The 16,393-nt window shown below is 33.3% G+C and carries 16 protein-coding genes and 2 pseudogenes; 12 read left to right on the top strand and 6 right to left on the bottom strand.

What is annotated here, in order from left to right:
• Positions 1-12 precede the first annotated feature (12 nt).
• Together C7Y47_RS18885 and C7Y47_RS18880 are read left to right on the top strand one after the other, a co-directional pair.
• On the top strand, positions 13-660 hold the full coding sequence (locus tag C7Y47_RS18885) for a pentapeptide repeat-containing protein (protein ID WP_142510167.1): 648 nt from the start codon (positions 13-15) through the stop codon (positions 658-660).
• Between the two features lie 172 nt (positions 661-832).
• Positions 833-1,303: pseudogene (locus C7Y47_RS18880) on the top strand (putative glycolipid-binding domain-containing protein); the annotation flags it as partial.
• A gap of 186 nt (positions 1,304-1,489) precedes the next feature.
• Here C7Y47_RS18880 and C7Y47_RS18875 read toward each other — a convergent pair.
• Positions 1,490-2,248 carry an SDR family NAD(P)-dependent oxidoreductase gene (locus C7Y47_RS18875; RefSeq protein ID WP_142510165.1) on the bottom strand — a complete coding sequence of 253 codons (759 nt, stop codon included), beginning with the start codon at positions 2,246-2,248 and terminating at the stop codon, positions 1,490-1,492.
• 131 nt (positions 2,249-2,379) lie between these two features.
• On the opposite strand from C7Y47_RS18875, the gene C7Y47_RS18870 reads away from it, so the two are divergent.
• The 3 genes from C7Y47_RS18870 (at position 2,380) to C7Y47_RS18860 (ending at position 4,712) form a co-directional block, all read left to right on the top strand.
• Complete coding sequence (locus tag C7Y47_RS18870) at positions 2,380-3,264, top strand: LysR family transcriptional regulator (protein ID WP_142510164.1); 885 nt, start codon at positions 2,380-2,382, stop codon at positions 3,262-3,264.
• A 373-nt stretch (positions 3,265-3,637) separates the two neighbouring features.
• Positions 3,638-3,880: a hypothetical protein gene (locus C7Y47_RS18865; protein ID WP_142510163.1), complete on the top strand. Its 243-nt coding sequence runs from the start codon at positions 3,638-3,640 to the stop codon at positions 3,878-3,880.
• 355 nt (positions 3,881-4,235) lie between these two features.
• On the top strand, positions 4,236-4,712 hold the full coding sequence (locus tag C7Y47_RS18860; RefSeq protein ID WP_142510162.1) for a hypothetical protein: 477 nt from the start codon (positions 4,236-4,238) through the stop codon (positions 4,710-4,712).
• 119 nt (positions 4,713-4,831) lie between these two features.
• On the opposite strand, the gene C7Y47_RS18855 is transcribed toward C7Y47_RS18860, so the two are convergent.
• A complete protein-coding gene (locus tag C7Y47_RS18855; RefSeq protein WP_255505256.1) occupies positions 4,832-5,257 on the bottom strand; it encodes a hypothetical protein in 426 nt (141 codons plus the stop codon).
• 14 nt (positions 5,258-5,271) lie between these two features.
• A complete protein-coding gene (locus tag C7Y47_RS18850) occupies positions 5,272-5,574 on the bottom strand; it encodes a PadR family transcriptional regulator (protein ID WP_142510160.1) in 303 nt (100 codons plus the stop codon).
• Between the two features lie 376 nt (positions 5,575-5,950).
• Here C7Y47_RS18850 and C7Y47_RS18845 point away from each other — a divergent pair, with 376 nt between their 5' ends.
• Complete coding sequence (locus C7Y47_RS18845) at positions 5,951-6,718, top strand: alpha/beta fold hydrolase (RefSeq protein WP_142510159.1); 768 nt, start codon at positions 5,951-5,953, stop codon at positions 6,716-6,718.
• Positions 6,719-6,765: 47 nt separating this feature from the next.
• Positions 6,766-7,215 carry a hypothetical protein gene (locus C7Y47_RS18840; RefSeq protein WP_142510158.1) on the top strand — a complete coding sequence of 150 codons (450 nt, stop codon included), beginning with the start codon at positions 6,766-6,768 and terminating at the stop codon, positions 7,213-7,215.
• Between the two features lie 180 nt (positions 7,216-7,395).
• Here the strand turns inward: C7Y47_RS18840 and C7Y47_RS18835 are convergent, their stop codons facing one another.
• Together C7Y47_RS18835 and C7Y47_RS18825 are read right to left on the bottom strand one after the other, a co-directional pair.
• Entirely contained in the window at positions 7,396-7,845 is a 450-nt protein-coding gene (locus C7Y47_RS18835; RefSeq protein ID WP_142510157.1) for a GNAT family N-acetyltransferase, read from the bottom strand.
• 636 nt (positions 7,846-8,481) lie between these two features.
• Entirely contained in the window at positions 8,482-9,099 is a 618-nt protein-coding gene (locus C7Y47_RS18825) for a hypothetical protein (protein ID WP_142510155.1), read from the bottom strand.
• Positions 9,100-10,546: 1,447 nt separating this feature from the next.
• Here C7Y47_RS18825 and C7Y47_RS18820 point away from each other — a divergent pair.
• The 4 genes and pseudogenes from C7Y47_RS18820 to C7Y47_RS18805 form a co-directional block, all read left to right on the top strand.
• Positions 10,547-11,071, top strand: a pseudogene (locus C7Y47_RS18820) (retropepsin-like aspartic protease); the annotation flags it as partial.
• Positions 11,068-11,301, top strand: coding sequence for a hypothetical protein (locus C7Y47_RS18815; RefSeq protein ID WP_142510153.1), 234 nt, complete (start codon positions 11,068-11,070; stop codon positions 11,299-11,301). The pseudogene C7Y47_RS18820 and the gene C7Y47_RS18815, both read left to right, overlap by 4 nt.
• An 89-nt stretch (positions 11,302-11,390) precedes the next feature.
• Complete coding sequence (locus tag C7Y47_RS18810) at positions 11,391-12,104, top strand: YukJ family protein (protein WP_142510152.1); 714 nt, start codon at positions 11,391-11,393, stop codon at positions 12,102-12,104.
• A 373-nt stretch (positions 12,105-12,477) separates the two neighbouring features.
• Complete coding sequence (locus C7Y47_RS18805; RefSeq protein ID WP_142510151.1) at positions 12,478-13,155, top strand: class I SAM-dependent methyltransferase; 678 nt, start codon at positions 12,478-12,480, stop codon at positions 13,153-13,155.
• A 427-nt stretch (positions 13,156-13,582) separates the two neighbouring features.
• Here C7Y47_RS18805 and C7Y47_RS18800 read toward each other — a convergent pair whose 3' ends face one another.
• A complete protein-coding gene (locus C7Y47_RS18800) occupies positions 13,583-13,792 on the bottom strand; it encodes an excalibur calcium-binding domain-containing protein (RefSeq protein WP_436970121.1) in 210 nt (69 codons plus the stop codon).
• A gap of 1,087 nt (positions 13,793-14,879) precedes the next feature.
• Between C7Y47_RS18800 and C7Y47_RS18795 the strand changes: the two genes are divergently transcribed.
• Entirely contained in the window at positions 14,880-16,163 is a 1,284-nt protein-coding gene (locus C7Y47_RS18795; protein WP_142510149.1) for an MFS transporter, read from the top strand.
• The last annotated feature ends 230 nt before the right edge of the window (positions 16,164-16,393 follow it).

The raw sequence follows: 16,393 nt of genomic DNA, 5'->3' as shown, positions 1-16,393 counted from the left end.
AGGAGAAATAGCATGACGACAAAATTTAAAATTGAAGTTCCGCTTATGCCAAATGATTTGGCTCAAGGAACTTTTGAAGACATTTTTTATGATGAAGAACCTTATTTATCGAATCAATTGATTACGAATATAAGTAGAGAGAATGATAATATTGAACGTTTATTTTTATCTAAAGTTATGTTTCAAAAAGTATCTTTGATTAACTCGAATTTCAATAAAATTGATATGACTGATGTCATCTTTGAAAATTGTGACTTATCTAACTCAAAATTCAACGAAGGAATTATTCATCGAGTTACATTTAAAAACTGCAAGCTGTTAGGTGTTGATTTCTCGGAGGCCAATTTAGGGAACGTTTCTTTTAAAGGTTGTAACATGAATTTATGTAACTTTGGGGTAGCGAGACTAAAACAAAGTTGTTTTGAGCAGTCATCATTACGTGGGACAAGCTATTACGACTGCCAATTTAAGAAAGTGCAATTTGAACATTGTAATATAGATGACGTTGATTTTAGCGACACGCCTCTAAACAATGTAGATATCAGTACATGCACATTTGAACGATTAAATGTAACATTAAAAAATTTAAGTGGCTGTGTGGTGTCCACTGAACAAGCAATTGGTTTTGCTGAACTGCTAGGTTTAAAGGTTAAACGATAAATCCCACTGTTAAGAAAAATAGGTGTTTTATCCAGGGAAGAATTAGCTTTCAATGAAGAGGTTATTATAGATAGGGGAGAATGTTTTGAATCAAAAGGTAGTATGGGAGAATGAAGAACAGTTTGGTTGTGAGCATTTAAGCATTATTAAAGAATAAAAAAACTTCGCAGCGAAAGGGACAATTATATATGTAGAAGGGGATGAATCTAATGCTCATATGGTAGAATACAAAGTTGATCTAGACTCCAATTGGTTTACTAAAAAATTAACAATAATTGTTGATGAACACAACAGTTTGAAATTAACGTCTGATGGAAAGGGAAACTGGTTCGAAAATGATGGACAGCTAATTGCTAAGCTAAAAGGTGCAATTGATATTGATATATCTGCAACGCCATTTTCAAATTCACTTCCTATCAATAGAATGAATTGGGTCCTTAATCAAGAGGAACATTTCGAAATGGTATACATATCGATTCCATCCCTTGAGGTAAAAAAAGTTCCCCAATCCTATAAATATTTAAATAACAATGGTAAATTGAGATATTTTAAATACCGTTCTTATGATTATGAAACAATTATATGTGTAGACGAACAGGGTTTGGTTATAGACTATCCGAATGTATTTAGAAGAATATGGTGATCTAAAGGGAATAGGGAATAACTTGTCTCCTTCGAATGACATTTAACTGTTGAGATGGCTATGTTTTTCTTACTGCTGTGAATGAGCATAAAACTATTTGACTAGACCTGTTTATAAAAAAATAAGACCAAGATTTCCGTCTTGGTCTATTTTATTGTTCTATTATTTTGAAAAAATGTTTATTTACTAGTGAGCAACTTGTCCGCCATCTGCAACATAAACATAACCGTTACAGAAGCTTGCTGCGTCTGAAGAAAGGAATACAACGACTTCAGCAATTTCTTCTGGTTTAGCAGCTCGCCCCATTGGAACGTTGGAAACCACCTCATTCCATACCTCAGGATTATCTTTCCACATTTGAGTCATAGGTGTTTCTGTTAAACCAGGTGCGATAGCGTTTACTCGGATACCGTCTCTAGCGTGGTCAATTGCAGCTGCTTTTGTTAAACCAGTTACGGCATGTTTTGCTGTTACGTATGGTGCCATATTTGGATCGGCAATGACACCAGCTACTGAAGCTGTGTTTACAATTGTACCACCGCCATTAGCAACCATATATTCAAGTTCATGTTTCACCGCAAAGAATACACCTTTAACGTCAACTGCCATTACTTTATCAAAAGTATCTTCTTCAATATCTACGAATTTTGCTGGTTTATTTAAAATGCCTGCATTGTTGAATGCGTGATGTAATCCACCAAATTTTTCTACTGTCTTTTCAACAAGTGATTTCAATTGCTCTGGACTTGTTACATCTGTTTTAAAGAAAACAGCTTCTCCGCCTGCTTGTTGAATTAGTTCTACAGTTCCTTGTGCACGGTCATCAACATCGCCAATAGCAACTTTCGCGCCACGACGTGCAAAAGCTATTGCTGTAGCACGTCCAATACCAGTAGCTGCTCCAGTGATTAAGACAACTCGACCTTCAAAATCTTTAACATTCATATTATTGCCTCCCCATATGTGTAGGTTTTTCTTTTCATGTGTAGTATAGCTTTCAGTAAAATGCTTATTCAATATTTTTGAATGAATGAGCTTATTCCTTTATAGTAATAAGCATAAGAAGGTGACTAATAATGCAATTAACTCAATTAGAGTATTTTATAGTAGTAGCCCGCTTGGAGCATATGTCGAAAGCTGCGTTGGAGCTAGAGGTTTCGCAATCTTCATTAAGCAAAACGATCGCTCGTTTAGAGGATGATATTGGAGTACCACTCTTTGATCGAAGAGGGAAATCTATTCATTTGAATGAATATGGACGCATTTTTTATGAGAAGGTGGAAAAGGCTTTAGATGATTTACAAGAGGCGAAATCAGAAATTCAAGAACTGGCGAATATACGAGAAGATAGTATAGCGATTAATGTGATGAATTCAAAACTACTGCCAAAATTATTTTATGATTTTTATAAAAAGCGTCCAAATGTTAAAATCCGACAATATGTATTGCCAGATAAATTAGCTCTACAAAAAATAATTAGTGGCGAAATTGATTTAATGATCGTTATTAATCCGATTAAAGATGACAGAATAGAGTGGGTTCCATTATTTACTGAAGAAGTCTTTTTAGTAGTGCCGAAAAATCATCCACTAGCTGCTAAAGAAAGTGTTTCACTGATTGAGACTAAGGATGAACTGTTTATTTTGTCAGAAACAGGACAAAATTTTCGCACAACAGAAAATCAATTATTTGAAAAAGCGGGCTTTACTCCGCAAATTGCCTTTGAAGGTGAAGATTTATCGATTATTTTACAATTGGTGAACGAAGGAAAGGGAATCTCTTTTATTTTTAACTATTCATTTTTAAATCAGTATTTAGACAACGTGAAAATATTGAAAATTTCAAATCCTGACTGCTTTCAAACAGTAGGGATTGCTTGGAATAAAAAAAGAAAAAGTTCATTTGTCGTAAATTGTTTTCGTGATTTTGCTATTTCATTTTTGATAAACAGTACAATATAGATGTGTGAAAGGTACCTGAAGTGAGGCTAATTGCACGTTTGTTTTTGAGTTAAATAAAAAGGGTTACTTACAGGCTAGTGACCCAAAAAACTATATGGAACTAATAAACTTATGGGTTTTTTTTACCTTAATTGAAGATACCTCTGGCAATTAATATAGCCGAGACGTTATAGACGCTAAAGCTAGAGAAGTTAGACAAACTAGTACCACATCATGAATAAGGAATGAACTAGAACCATTGATAATAACACATATAAGGATACAGAGGTGTTACAGAATAATTTCTAAACAAACCGTCCTTGGCAATAACTAGAATATTGTGAAACTTATTTAAACTTAAGTCGTAGTAGTATATAAGAGGGGAGGGATTAACTTGAAAAAATACTTATTATTTGCAGGGGTTTTTACGTTGGCTTCTGTAGTATTGCAAGTACTATCAGGCATGCTATTAACAATGTTTTATACGCCTAGCATACGATGGGAAGAGGCTTCGACTTTACCTTCACAAGTGTTGTTTGGAAATACAAGCTTCATTCCGCCACTTATTATTTCTTTAATAGCGTTAGTAATTGCTTTTGGTAGTACCAAGCTAATCAATAAAAAGGTTGTTCACTAATAAAAAGGAAGGGGTCTCTTCCCTTCTTTTTTGAAAGAAATCATGCAAGTCCTTAATTAATTATTATAAACTAAGCAGCTTTGCTTGCCTTTTACATAGCAGTGAAGGGCTTTTTTTATGCGTTGTGTGAGCATTCAAGGCGAGCTGCAGACGAGTTACAGTGTACATAATGAACTTAGAATATGCGCATTTCGCTGAACAATTGCTTAAAAAAACCAAAATTCTAATAACAAAAATGATAGAGCATTGTTGCAATATATATGGTATAACGTTCTATATTTTAGTATAATATTCTATGTTTTTAACAGAAATAAGTTTCTTTTATTAGGATAAAGGACTGAAGGAAGGTATTATATTGTTATATTTAGGATTGATCATGATTGCTTGTTTATTTTTATATTTACACAGAGCATCATTTTCATTGGTGCCTGATTCAAAGTTACAATTACCAATTAAAAGAATGGATAAGTTAATTGTGTTTGCTCCTTTTGTTACAGTAGTCGTGTTTTCTATTCTTTTTTTAACGGTACTGAAGGGACAATTAGCTGATAGAATATCGCATGCTTTAATCGTTTTTAGTCTTTGGATTTTTTTTACCTATTTCATAAAAACTTTATTTGGTTATTGGAAAAATAAAAATATATTATTAGTTTCTTTAGTCGGAATACCTTTGACGCTATATTTTATTTTCCAATTGACGCCATTAGACAATTATACACAGTTAGTTTTTCTGAAAATAGGGAATGTATCATTTATTGTAGGTCTCGTATTAATCGTTTTATTTTATTCGAATTATTTACATAAAAGGAAAGTTCGAATTGGCGAAAGATAATTAAAGAATAAGGCGATTTTAATTTATTCGCCATTAGAAAATAGTAGCGTATTCGGGAAAAATCGAATACGCTTTATTAATTGTAATTAGTTTTATGTTCAAGAATTTTCTAGTGATGGTTAATTAGTTAGTACCAAAAAAGCTATAATACTCAATCCATATAAGCCCATAAATCCGAGACTCATTTTTGATAATTTAGTGCTAATAGAAAAAGCTTTTTGTAATCCTTCTTTAAAAAGATGCACAATGAAAATAGATACTGCTAAGAAAAACGATACGATTGCAATGATTAATGCAATTTGTTCCATGAAAATAACCTCCTGTGATGATCTATATTGTAGAATAATAAGTATATTAATCAAACCGACAAGCAATAATACATTGCTCATTCGAATACCAAAAACTTCTCGTTCATTTATTTCAATTTTCCAAGCATCAACTATACCTCTGAGTAAATCAATCGTCAAAAAGAATGTCCAATCTTTTTGTTCTAATAGATCAAATAATTCATCGCCATATCGTTTTCTCCAACTTCTTGGATACAAATAAATTAACCACTTCATATAAGCCCAAGCCTTTTTGCGCCAAGTGTAGTTATTGCTTGGATGTCTTTAATTTGGTTGCTTAAATATTCACGTCCGGCATCTGTTAGCCTGTAAGGTTTTTTGCGATCATCTGATGCAAGCACTTGAATATAGCCTGCTTTTTCTAAACGTGTAATTGCTCCGTATAAAGTTCCAGCGCCTAACTTAATACAATAATTTTTTTCAATATCCTCCATAATTGCATAGCCATGACAATCTTTTTCTGCCAGACTAATCAAAATAAACAGTGAAGGCTCTGAAAATCTATCTTTTTTCATACAATACCTCCTTTTAAAAGTTTATTACGTTTGGCGATATAACGTATAATGTAATATTAACTGTTATTTACAATTCATGCAATAATAAGTTATTTAAAAGAGAGAAAAAGCCTAGTTTTTTTGCCATTAACTTTTCCTTGTCAAAATACAAACATAATCATACAAGGAAAAGGACTAATTTTCTGTAAGAATTTAGGCTTAAAGCATTACCCGAAATTAAGCATGTGGCGTTAATTATACGTGATAAGGAATATGAGTTGAAAGTTACGTTGTTCATGACTCGGAGTTTGGAATGATGAAAAATCATTTGGGACTTTAAAAATTATTATGAAAATATAAGTAATTTTAAGAATATAATTGGAATAGGTGATAAAAAGTGAATAAACATAATAAAAAGATAATCAATATCGCTGATAATCGTAGTCTATATACAAAATATCAACGTACCAGTGCTCCGAGTGTCATCTTTATAGCTGGATTAGGCGATAACTTTGAGACATGGAAAAAGGTTCAAGACCGAATATCGGATGTAACGTCAACTTTGTCCTACACGAGAGCAAGTATTGGTAGAAGTTCAGTCGCAGCTGTCCCGCAGACTTGTCATGATTTGGTCGAGGAGCTTTCAGAATTGTTGCAAGAACTTGATGTAAAGAAGCCATATATACTAGTAGGGCATTCTTTTGGTGGTTTGATTGCAAGATTGTATGCCAGTCTTTATCCACTCGACATCTGCGGCATGATTTTGGTTGACGCTGCACCGGAATTTAAAGAACTTGCGTATGAACAGGTTTTGCCAGAAAATTTGGTTGCAGGAAATAGAGAATATTTAGAAAACCCTTCGTTAAATAGTGAAAATATTGATAAAATGCAGAGCTATAAGCAAGTAGTTGATCATTCAAGACAAACTGACCTTCCTCTCACAATTATTGCAAGAGGTTTACCTGATAGTGGAGAAGAGGGATGGCCATCTCAAAAGATATTGGAAATTGAACAAAATCTCCAAGCAGAATTCAAAAAGCTGTCAACGTCAAGCAAGTTTCGGATTGCTAGTCATAGTGGACATTATATACATCATGATGAGCCAAAGATTGTGATTGAGGAGATTATACTTATGTTAAAGGAAATCGAAAAATTACTTAATTAAAAAAAGATGAGTGATCTTTTTTGGGGAATCTTTGATGGGGAATTTCTTTGAGGCTTAAAGAATTATCTTCTTTTAGCTTCATTTTAGTATTATTAGTAGGTTGCGATAGTGAGAAGAAATTCACGTTAAATGATATACAAAAAGTTAAGTTAGAGCTAATTGAAAAGGAAACTCTAAAAGGAGGACTATCATATTCCATAAAATTGATAAATGATAGTGATTACGTGATAAAACAAAATAATGTTTTTGTTTCGTTCATGATAAAAGAAGGGGAAAATGCTTATAAAGGTAATGAATATAAGGTTGAAGCTAAAGGAAACAAATTAGATATTCAATCAGGGGAAAAGGTTACTTTAAATGTGTTTATGCCGTTTGAAGGTATGGGGGATCAATCTTTGTTAGGAATTGATAATCCAATTATCCAATTAAAAGTTTTTATGGAAGTAGTCGACGATAAACATCAGTTTACTACTGGAGGGGGCTTGATCAAGGATTGAAGCCAATTTTTATATAGTGGTATTGCGCAGGGAGGTCATCGGGCAGATGACATTAGTTGACCTGTTAAAACAGGTACGTTTCCTCAAGCCAGAGCGATTAAAAATCACATAAATGGCAAATCCTATACCTTCCTTAAAAACCAAGATAGCTTAATTGCTGTCTTGGTTTTTACTTCTTATTTAATTAAAAACACTAACTTTCATTAAAGGAAGATGACGGTCAGGAAACACAGTAGATGGAGTAAAGCCAATATTCTTCGCACCCATTTTTAAATAAAAACCTTCCGCGTTAGGTTCACTATCAAGAGTAAACTCGCTTATTCCTAACTCCTTCGCTTTAGTTAATAAATGGTCCCAGATCATTCTCCCTAATCCTTTACCGATATAATCAAAGTCTATGAATAAAGCATCTAATTTCTGTTCATTAATAGTAAAGCTATAAAATGCTACTATTTTATTGTCACTTTCCATTACGTAAACTGGATTTTCTTCTATGTACTCTTTTGTTACAGTTAAATCATCTTTACACTGTTGTAGAAAATCTTCTGTATATCCCCAATAGGCTTTTGACTTATAAGCCAAATTGCTTAATAGATGACAATCTTGAACTTTTGCACTTCTAATTACCATTATCATTCCTCCGATTCATCATTTTTATGAAAACATTGAACTTATACTCCGTTTTATTCATAAAGTTGGAAATACTAAAAGTAAAGCGACTTATAATTAAGGAGCATCGGTAAAGAGAAAAATATTGTTCAGTAAAATTATTGATTTTTTTGGGGTTTTATAAAGTATGAAATGAACATTACAGAAAGCCCTATAGAAATGTATAGTAGTGCAACAGATTTATTTGGAATTAATGAACTGTATCCGAAGGAACCAGATAATCTGCTCAACCCGTTTGAAAATAACATGATGCCTAAAATTAATATGATATACCCAAGTGTCGAATGTGTTTTCATTGCCTAGTAACTCCTAATATTTAGATTAAGAACTTATAAAAGGATAACATAATTAGTAGATATTTGAAAATATGGATTGCATCAATTATTGCACGATATGAGGGAAGAAACTATAAAAAGGGTCACTTGGGATAGGAGTGACCCTTAGTAACAAGATTCGGAGGTGTAAGGCTAAATTAGCTTTACATTACTATTAATATGACAAAATAGTTTTTTTGTATAGTTCATAGCCTGTAAAATAGATTTTTAATTATAGGGTTAGGTGGAAAAATATCTTCTGATATAAGGGGCTCGAATTTGATTAAATTTTATTCCAAATAATCATAAATTGTGCTGCTTCGGATTCAAGTGCAATTAGATGGTCCTCAGTAGAGGGTTCATCTGAAATTAACCTACCTTTTTGGACATTTAAAATTGCCGGCTTTATATCAGTAGAATGCTCAATGGTGAAATCGGATTGTTTTAAGAGTGTCAAAGATGAGCGGCATTTATTTTTATCAATTCGTTCGTCCTTCCCTTTGAAATATAACTTGATTAAGTGTGAAACACCATCAATCTTTAATCCTAGTTCTGGCGATGAACGGACAGATAAATATTCGCTATACCAATTGGATTTGCCTGGGTCAAACCATTCAATTTTTTTATTTTTAATAAATTTCAAATGTGCTTTGACTGCTTCCAGGTAATTTTTTTGTTTAGCTTGAGCAACTTTGTTAGCTACAGAAAGCAGGTAATCGTTACTAAATTCGTTCTCATGAAATTTTCGGATACCATCCCGTAACGGTTTCCAGTAATCAAAAGCGGGATTGTATTCATCTTGATATTTTATTTGTCTAACCATTGAAGTTTTACCTGTAACACCTTTGAAAGTAAAGTCTGTAAATTGTGTAAGACCGATAGAAACTTTTTTTGAAGACACTAATAACAACTCCTTTATTTGTCAATATTCCACGAATTACTTTAGATAATTTTCAGGAGGTTGTAACATGAGTCAATTACAAACATTCGGCCATGACAACGGCGTGTATTAACGACTAACAAGCATTGCAAGGCAATCTACGAAGCTATCGGAGCAAGGGAAACAAATGTGGTTTTGAAAAATTATGATGTAGCCATTAAAAGAGCATACGATATTATTCAAAGTTTAGAACGACTATAGATAAGTCAGAAAATTGAGTACATAGAAGTGGATAGTATTATTAATGGACTGTAACAGGTAGAGGTGCCAAATGTTCAAAAAAGTTGCCGTTGCATGAACGCTTGGTATTAGCTGGATAAGTGATGATTCAGAGGCTGAAACGGTTAGTGAATGATCTTTATATGTCAGATGATGGCGGGGATCAAAAACATAAAGGATTTTGTGTAATAGGTGAGTCACTCATTATAGTTATTGGTATATCAGTAATTATTGCATGCTGGTAATTAAAAAGCTGCCTAACAGTTACCTGTTAAACAGCACATGGATATTGTAAATATAAAACAAAAAACGGGAAAAATCAACAAATTTTTTTAGACGTTTTTGAAGTAAATTGCTCTTGTAAAGTAGTTTGCAAATGGTTGGTGTTGGTTATAGGTCATCACTTTTTGATTATTAAATAGATTTGTTCGAAGGAATGATATTGGTTTTTGGAAATTATATAAAGGGTCACTAGGGGTAGGAGTGACCGTTAGTAAGATTCGGAGGTGTAAGGCTAAATTAAAAATAAAAAGCTGTAGCGTGGTCACAGGCTACAGTTCTGTATGGGTTTTACCACTTATTATAAGTTTTAGTTGTGTGAGCAATTAGTATGCATATGAAGCTTTCGAGTACAACAATATTTAGAGTCGGAAACAAAATGTTGAATCAGGTGTGGAAGTAGTCGAAAGGCTGCTTCTTTTTAGTTTTTCGAAAAGATTTGATACTTCAACTAGCGATGAAGTTTAGTTGAAGTAGAAGGATTTATTGGAAGTTTATAGAAGTAATAAGGAAAAATAAATTATTTGTGGGAGGGATAAATTGAAAGTTATAGACAAAATGGAGATGTTTGATTTTACAACATTAGAAATGAATGATGAAGAAAAAAATTTGCCTCTACTTTAACATTCATTACAGAAGGAAAAGAATGTCTGGCTACAGAAATTTTAAAGAATCTGTATTGTGAGTCTCATGATGTTTCATTGCGAAGTAGCTGTGCCAAGATTTTATTTGAGCTATATTTTATGAAATCCGAATGGAAACAATTAGAGATACTCGGCCTTCTTGATGATCAAAGCATTGATCAAAGCAATCGTTTAATTGCGAAAGCTTGCAGGAAGTCTGAACAAACAACGTTCTCCTTCTTAAACGATGAAATACGTATTCCAATGACTCCGGCTCTCCAACGGTTGATGTAAAGATTAATGGAAGTAAGAAAAGCTTTTGGTTAGATACTGGAGCAGGGATGACGGTCATCTCAAATGCTTTAGTAAGTGACTGTAACATTAACATTGTGAAAGAACAAGAATTGGAGGTTGGAAATTCAACAAACCAAAATTTTAGTGCCGATTTGGCCTTCATCGACTCCATTATCATACAGGGTCTAACGATTTTTAATCAGCCTACATTGGTGTTGGCGAATGATTTATTAATGATTCAAAATCAAATAATGCAGGTAGACGGTATTATCGGATGGGATATCATACAACATATTTTACTGGAAATCGACTATGGACGAAAACAGGTAATAATTCAGAAACCGCAACGAAAAGATGATGTGGAGAACAACCTTTTCTTCTGTGGGTATCCGATTTTGAAAGTGAAAGGTCAGAATCAAGTTCCGTTGTATTTCGGTTTGGATACAGGTGCAAATAAAACCCATTTTGGACAACCGCTCCTATCGAAAATTGTTGATCTTAAAATGGCAAAAAGATGATACATTCTGGAGGCTTCGGTGATGTAAAAGAAAAAGAATTAGACAGTATAGAAAGTTTAATTGTTAATCTGAATGACAATCAATCGATCAACTTACACAACGTGAGAGAGATGTTGACAGACCTTGCTACTTTTTTCAAGCTAGATGGTGTTTTTGGTAGTGATATTGCTAAGGATGGGCGTATGGTGATTGATTATACGAATAGAAAGTTTGAGCTTGTATTTAACTAATGATGCTTCCAAGAGTCAAGCAATTATTACGATGTACTTAATCTTGGTATAAAGTTTTATTAGCATAACTTTATAGGAGGTAATAGTTCATGCCCTTATTCAAATACGGAGTGCTAAAAGGTAAAGTTGTTGACGTTAGACCTGTGGATTCATATGATAAGACGCCTCATTACGAAGTGCATATTCGAGCAACAAAGAAGGATAAAAGTGAGGAGAATTATAGGATTGCGATCAATGTTGCCTCTAAGGTAAAGCCTTCAGAAGTCCTATATTTTGTTAGTGAAGATTTTAACTCTAAACAAATAACTATTATTCCAAATTACGAAGAAGGATTTACAGAAGTTACTAATGGAAATCGTGAAATTGCATTAGATTATATTCGTGGTGGCTTATTTGATCCCCAAAAAATGATTCCTCTCCCTGCAACAAAAAATGGTCCAGACAATGACTTGAATGAAAAAGTTAATAAATATATGCAAGAGGCTATGGCTAAAAAAGCGACAGTTTATGCTTACGGAGAAAAATTTAAAACTGAAGATGAAAAAGATAAATATTTCGGTTTTTCTCCAGGTAGAGGCATTCATGATATTCATATGAATCAAGGAAATAGTAGGGATTTTAGAAAAGACGATGGGATATGGCAAGATGGTGGTGTATTCATTCATTTTGAAAAAGAAAATAGATGGGTTGGTATATTCCTCGCATTCCAATCGCAGTCTTGGTGTACAGATGACAATGGACATGCAACTAAGCCAGTTAGTGTATGCAACCATACAAATAGAAAATCAGTCATAGAAATGTAAAAAATCTAATGGAGTATAAACAGTATTACATCATTTTAGGTTACTTAATAGAATAGAAACATTGATATATCAATGTTTGTAGAGGATAAATGAAGCTGATTTTGCAATTGAGCAAGCAATCAGCAACATTTATCCTATTTTTGTTCCCAAATTTAGTTTTTTGAGAAGTAAACAGATAAATTTTAAGAATATCGAATTAACTCTAATGAACATAAACTACTTATAGAATTATGAAATCGTCACTGAACGAATATGCTAAAGGCTTATACAAGAAATCCATTTCGAATAAAAAGGCATTAATGTTATAATGTGGAAAAAATTCAGTATGCAACAAAACGTTCATTTTATTAAAAACACAAGAAGGTCAAGATAAATGAAAATTACCATGCGATATGGGGTTGACGCTCCATTTTGGGTTGCCAATTTAATTATTATCGGGCTAATATTTACGTTATCGGGTGTGTTTGGTTCAGCCAATGGATTTGTATTGAGCTATGGTTTGATTTGTCTTGTGACGGGCCTTTGGATGTTTACATACTCAACAACAATCAAAATCGCACACAGAGAAGTGATTTTGAGTCTTGCACAAGCTAAATCAGGTGATGAACTTCTTGATGTGGGTACAGGTCGTGGACTTTTAGCTATTTCCGCATCTCAAAGGGGTTGTAAGGTGACAGCCGTTGATGTTTGGTCAAAATGGGATTTGGGAGGGAATGGGAAAGCTAAACTACGAGCTAATATGATTGCTGAAAGTGTGGCAGAAATCGACATCGTGGATGCTGACGCCCGGGAACTTCCATTTTCGGATGGTAGTTTCGATGTTGTTGTCTCAAATTTCGTAGTCCATAACATTAAAAGTGTAGAAGGAAGAAGGAAGGCAATTCTTGAAATGTGGCGAGTTTTAAGGCCAAATGGTCGATTAGTCATTTCTGATTTCAGTAAAACTGCTGAATACATTCATATATTGAATTCAGTCTCCAATCGCGTTGAAATAAAGCAATTTTTTTATACATTTCCGTTTTCTAAAGCTGTTGTTGTGCAAAAGATTTAAGAAATCAATAAACAGAAAAGATGTATTTACTTAAAGGTTCATTTAACAGGGGGGGAGAAAAAGGAAATGATGATTATCAGTTTTCTTTTAACGAGTTGGATATTAAGTTGGTTTAAGTTTGACGAATTGTTTATACAAGCGCTCAAGGAAATATTTAACAAAAAGGTGACGATTGCAAGTTATTATTTTATATTTTTTTGTATTGGGGCAATTGGAGACTTAGTCTTATTTTTTAACGGAAATTATATTACCAATTTACTCAGCTAACGATCAGATTGCGGAATAATGACACATTAAAAGCACAGAACTCTCTGTGCTTTTTAACCTTCAATCTCATAATAATGAAGAGAATTCTATTAATGTTTTGAGGATTGATCATCAAGTAGGGCAGTGAATTTAAGATATTCACCTTAACAGAATGACAACTTTATCTCTCGCAAGCAATACCATCTTTGTCACGATCTTTCGAAGCATTTTCTTTATATAGTTCAGCTGATACAAAAGGTGCGTATTTTGTTTTTCCACCTTTATTTTTTACATTGGCATCTTTAGCAACGCCACCTTTGTAGTCCTTATTTAACTCTTTACAATTTTTGTATGTTTTCGCTGCAGCCTCTGTTGGTGTTGGGATACTCATTGTTCCACCGATTAATAATGCACCTGCGATAATTGAAGTAGCTAATTTTTTCATAAATGTTCCTCCTAAAATTATTTTTATTGTTTGATAATGAAATAATACTAACAATAGTGATATAAGTGGATTTTCCTCTATTATTGTTAATTGATGTAAAACAATAGGATTAATGACCTCGACTAAATAATACTATTATATTTGTGAAAAAACAATCCATTATTGTTTTATATTTACAATAATGGTTGCTATGAAATGCATAATTATGTTTCTTTTAAAGCAATTTTTTAAATCATTACCATAGCGTTATTTTATAGTTTAAATAGAAGGAAATCATTCTTTTTATCGAGAAAGTAGATGAAAGGCGGTGTATTTAAATTAAGTGTAATAAGAAATGACACTTTTTTTACAACCAATCTAAAAGAAGCCTATGAATTTGCACCACATTACTTATCCCTTACTAAAGGTGTAGATAATGTTGAAGTAGAACAAAATAACGATTATTGCTACGTGAAATTTACTATGTAATGTATTGAAAACAAATTTGGAATATAGTAGAGCGATCCGATTTTGAAAGTTTAGTTTTTGACGGTATGTATTGGGACGTTTTACGAGAGATTTTAACTGAGTAGGATTAACATAATGCCCTCCACAGATGAGTGTGGAGGGCTTTTATTATATAACAGATGTTATAGCTAACTGGCGAAAGCATTCGTGACATAAGAATACTTTTTCCATTAGCAATCCCTTTATAAGATTAAAGTGATTGCTATCCGCTTATATAAAACTTAATATTTCAAATTGTTTGAAAACTATTCGATAAAATGTATAATTATTAAAAGGGGAGGTAATACATACCGTATAAATTGTTTTGGTGTCGTTAGTTTCCAAATAAATTAATAATTATCATTCGGGGTTAAACAAGTAGGAAATGTTCAATCTTCAAAACAATGTTCCACCTCTATGATAGAAATTCTAAACTAGAAAACAATACTGTTATACCTTTTTTCGCCAAAACATTCTATGCATTATCTTCATTTTGCTTGCAGATAATTCTTTCAAAACAATCTAGGGATGCGGAAGGAGATATGTGATGGAAAAAAACTCAAATCTATGGAAAATTGTATTTGTAGCTAGTTTTATAGGTTTAACAGTTGATGGTATGGATATCCAAATGTTGTCATTAGTTATGCCGAGCCTAATTGACGAATTCGTCTTAGATACGAAGGCTGCTGGTTGGATCAGTACATTCTCGCTATTAGGGATGGCACTTGGTGGAATTCTAGGCGGTTGGTTATCTGATCGCTTTGGCCGTGTTAAAATGATGACCTATATGATGATATTATTCTCAGTTGGAACGGCTCTCTTAGCTTTTGTACAAACATATGAACAATTTATTATTGTTCGTTTCATATCAGCAATTGGTATGGGAGCTGAATATTCATTAGCCACAATGTTAATGGCTGAATATGTAAAAGTTAAAAATAGAGCAACTATTATGGGCGTATTAGGTTCTTCCTATTCATTAGGATATTTAGTCGCGGTTTTATTAGCGGGCGCGATTCTACCTGAATTTGGTTGGAGACCATTATTCTTACTATCAATCTTCCCGGTTGTTGTGGCGATCTATATTCGAGTAAAAGTACCTGAACCTACTGGCTGGAGATTGGCTAAAAAACAAGATAAGACATCAAAAGTAAAGAAATCAAATGAATGGCTTGCGTTGTTTAGGGATAGGAAAGTTTTTACAATCTTTCTATTTTGGATATTAACTTCTTCCTTATTGCAATTCGGATATTACGGAGTAGGTACTTGGTTACCGACGTATATAGTTAAAGAATTAGGCTTTAATTTCAAAGAAATGACAGGATATTTAATTGGAACATATACAGCATCGATTTTTGGTAAAGCACTTGCTGGTTGGGTTGCCAATGTAATTGGTCGTCGTTGGGTTTTCGTGATAGCCGGATTATCTACAGCGGTCATGCTACCAGTCATATATTTTTATCAATCACCAGGTAACATCATTGTTTTAATGACTGTTCTAGGTTTCGTATATGGAGCGCCGTATGGTGTAAATGCTACTTATTTAAGTGAAAGCTTCCCGACTCATATTAGAGGAACCGCTGTAGGTGCGGCTTATAATACGGGAAGAATCGGTGCAGCTATAGCTCCAATCCTTATTGGAATTATCGCTACTTCACAATCCATTGGATTTGGACTAGCTGTGTTAGGTATTTCTTATGCATTCATGGGGTTAATTCCTGCACTATTCATTAAAGAGAAAATGTATGATACTTTTGAAAACGATACTAAAGGAGAAATGTTAGAAAAAGAGGGGGAGGTAGGGGAAGAAGAAGTTCTAGGACAATGTTAACAAGGAATGAATTAAAGTGGCTACTAAATAAGCTGTAGATAAAAATCTAATAGATCAGTCGCTTCTAGGCATATTGACTGGCGGTGATTTTGAAGGACTGAAAATTATCATTGCCAGTTTAGCCATTACAAACAGCGAAAAACCCAGGTACTCAATGAACTGCACCCCGTCAAGTAGACAGTGGAAATAATAAAAAATGTATTAAGCGGCTTGAGTCCTGAATTCTAACG

The sequence above is a fragment of the Lysinibacillus sphaericus genome, assembly GCF_006864135.1.
In the GTDB taxonomy this organism is placed as follows: domain Bacteria; phylum Bacillota; class Bacilli; order Bacillales_A; family Planococcaceae; genus Lysinibacillus.
This window is presented reverse-complemented; position numbering and strand designations above follow the sequence as displayed.

Coding starts and splice junctions, on each gene's coding strand:
- C7Y47_RS18885 (WP_142510167.1), top strand. CDS start 13: ATGACGACAAAATTTAAAATTGAAGTTCCGCTTATGCCAAATGATTTG.
- C7Y47_RS18875 (WP_142510165.1), bottom strand. CDS start 2,248: ATGAATGTTAAAGATTTTGAAGGTCGAGTTGTCTTAATCACTGGAGCA.
- C7Y47_RS18870 (WP_142510164.1), top strand. CDS start 2,380: ATGCAATTAACTCAATTAGAGTATTTTATAGTAGTAGCCCGCTTGGAG.
- C7Y47_RS18850 (WP_142510160.1), bottom strand. CDS start 5,574: ATGAAAAAAGATAGATTTTCAGAGCCTTCACTGTTTATTTTGATTAGT.
- C7Y47_RS18835 (WP_142510157.1), bottom strand. CDS start 7,845: ATGGTAATTAGAAGTGCAAAAGTTCAAGATTGTCATCTATTAAGCAAT.
- C7Y47_RS18815 (WP_142510153.1), top strand. CDS start 11,068: ATGATACATTCTGGAGGCTTCGGTGATGTAAAAGAAAAAGAATTAGAC.
- C7Y47_RS18810 (WP_142510152.1), top strand. CDS start 11,391: ATGCCCTTATTCAAATACGGAGTGCTAAAAGGTAAAGTTGTTGACGTT.
- C7Y47_RS18805 (WP_142510151.1), top strand. CDS start 12,478: ATGAAAATTACCATGCGATATGGGGTTGACGCTCCATTTTGGGTTGCC.
- C7Y47_RS18800 (WP_436970121.1), bottom strand. CDS start 13,792: ATGAGTATCCCAACACCAACAGAGGCTGCAGCGAAAACATACAAAAAT.
- C7Y47_RS18795 (WP_142510149.1), top strand. CDS start 14,880: ATGGAAAAAAACTCAAATCTATGGAAAATTGTATTTGTAGCTAGTTTT.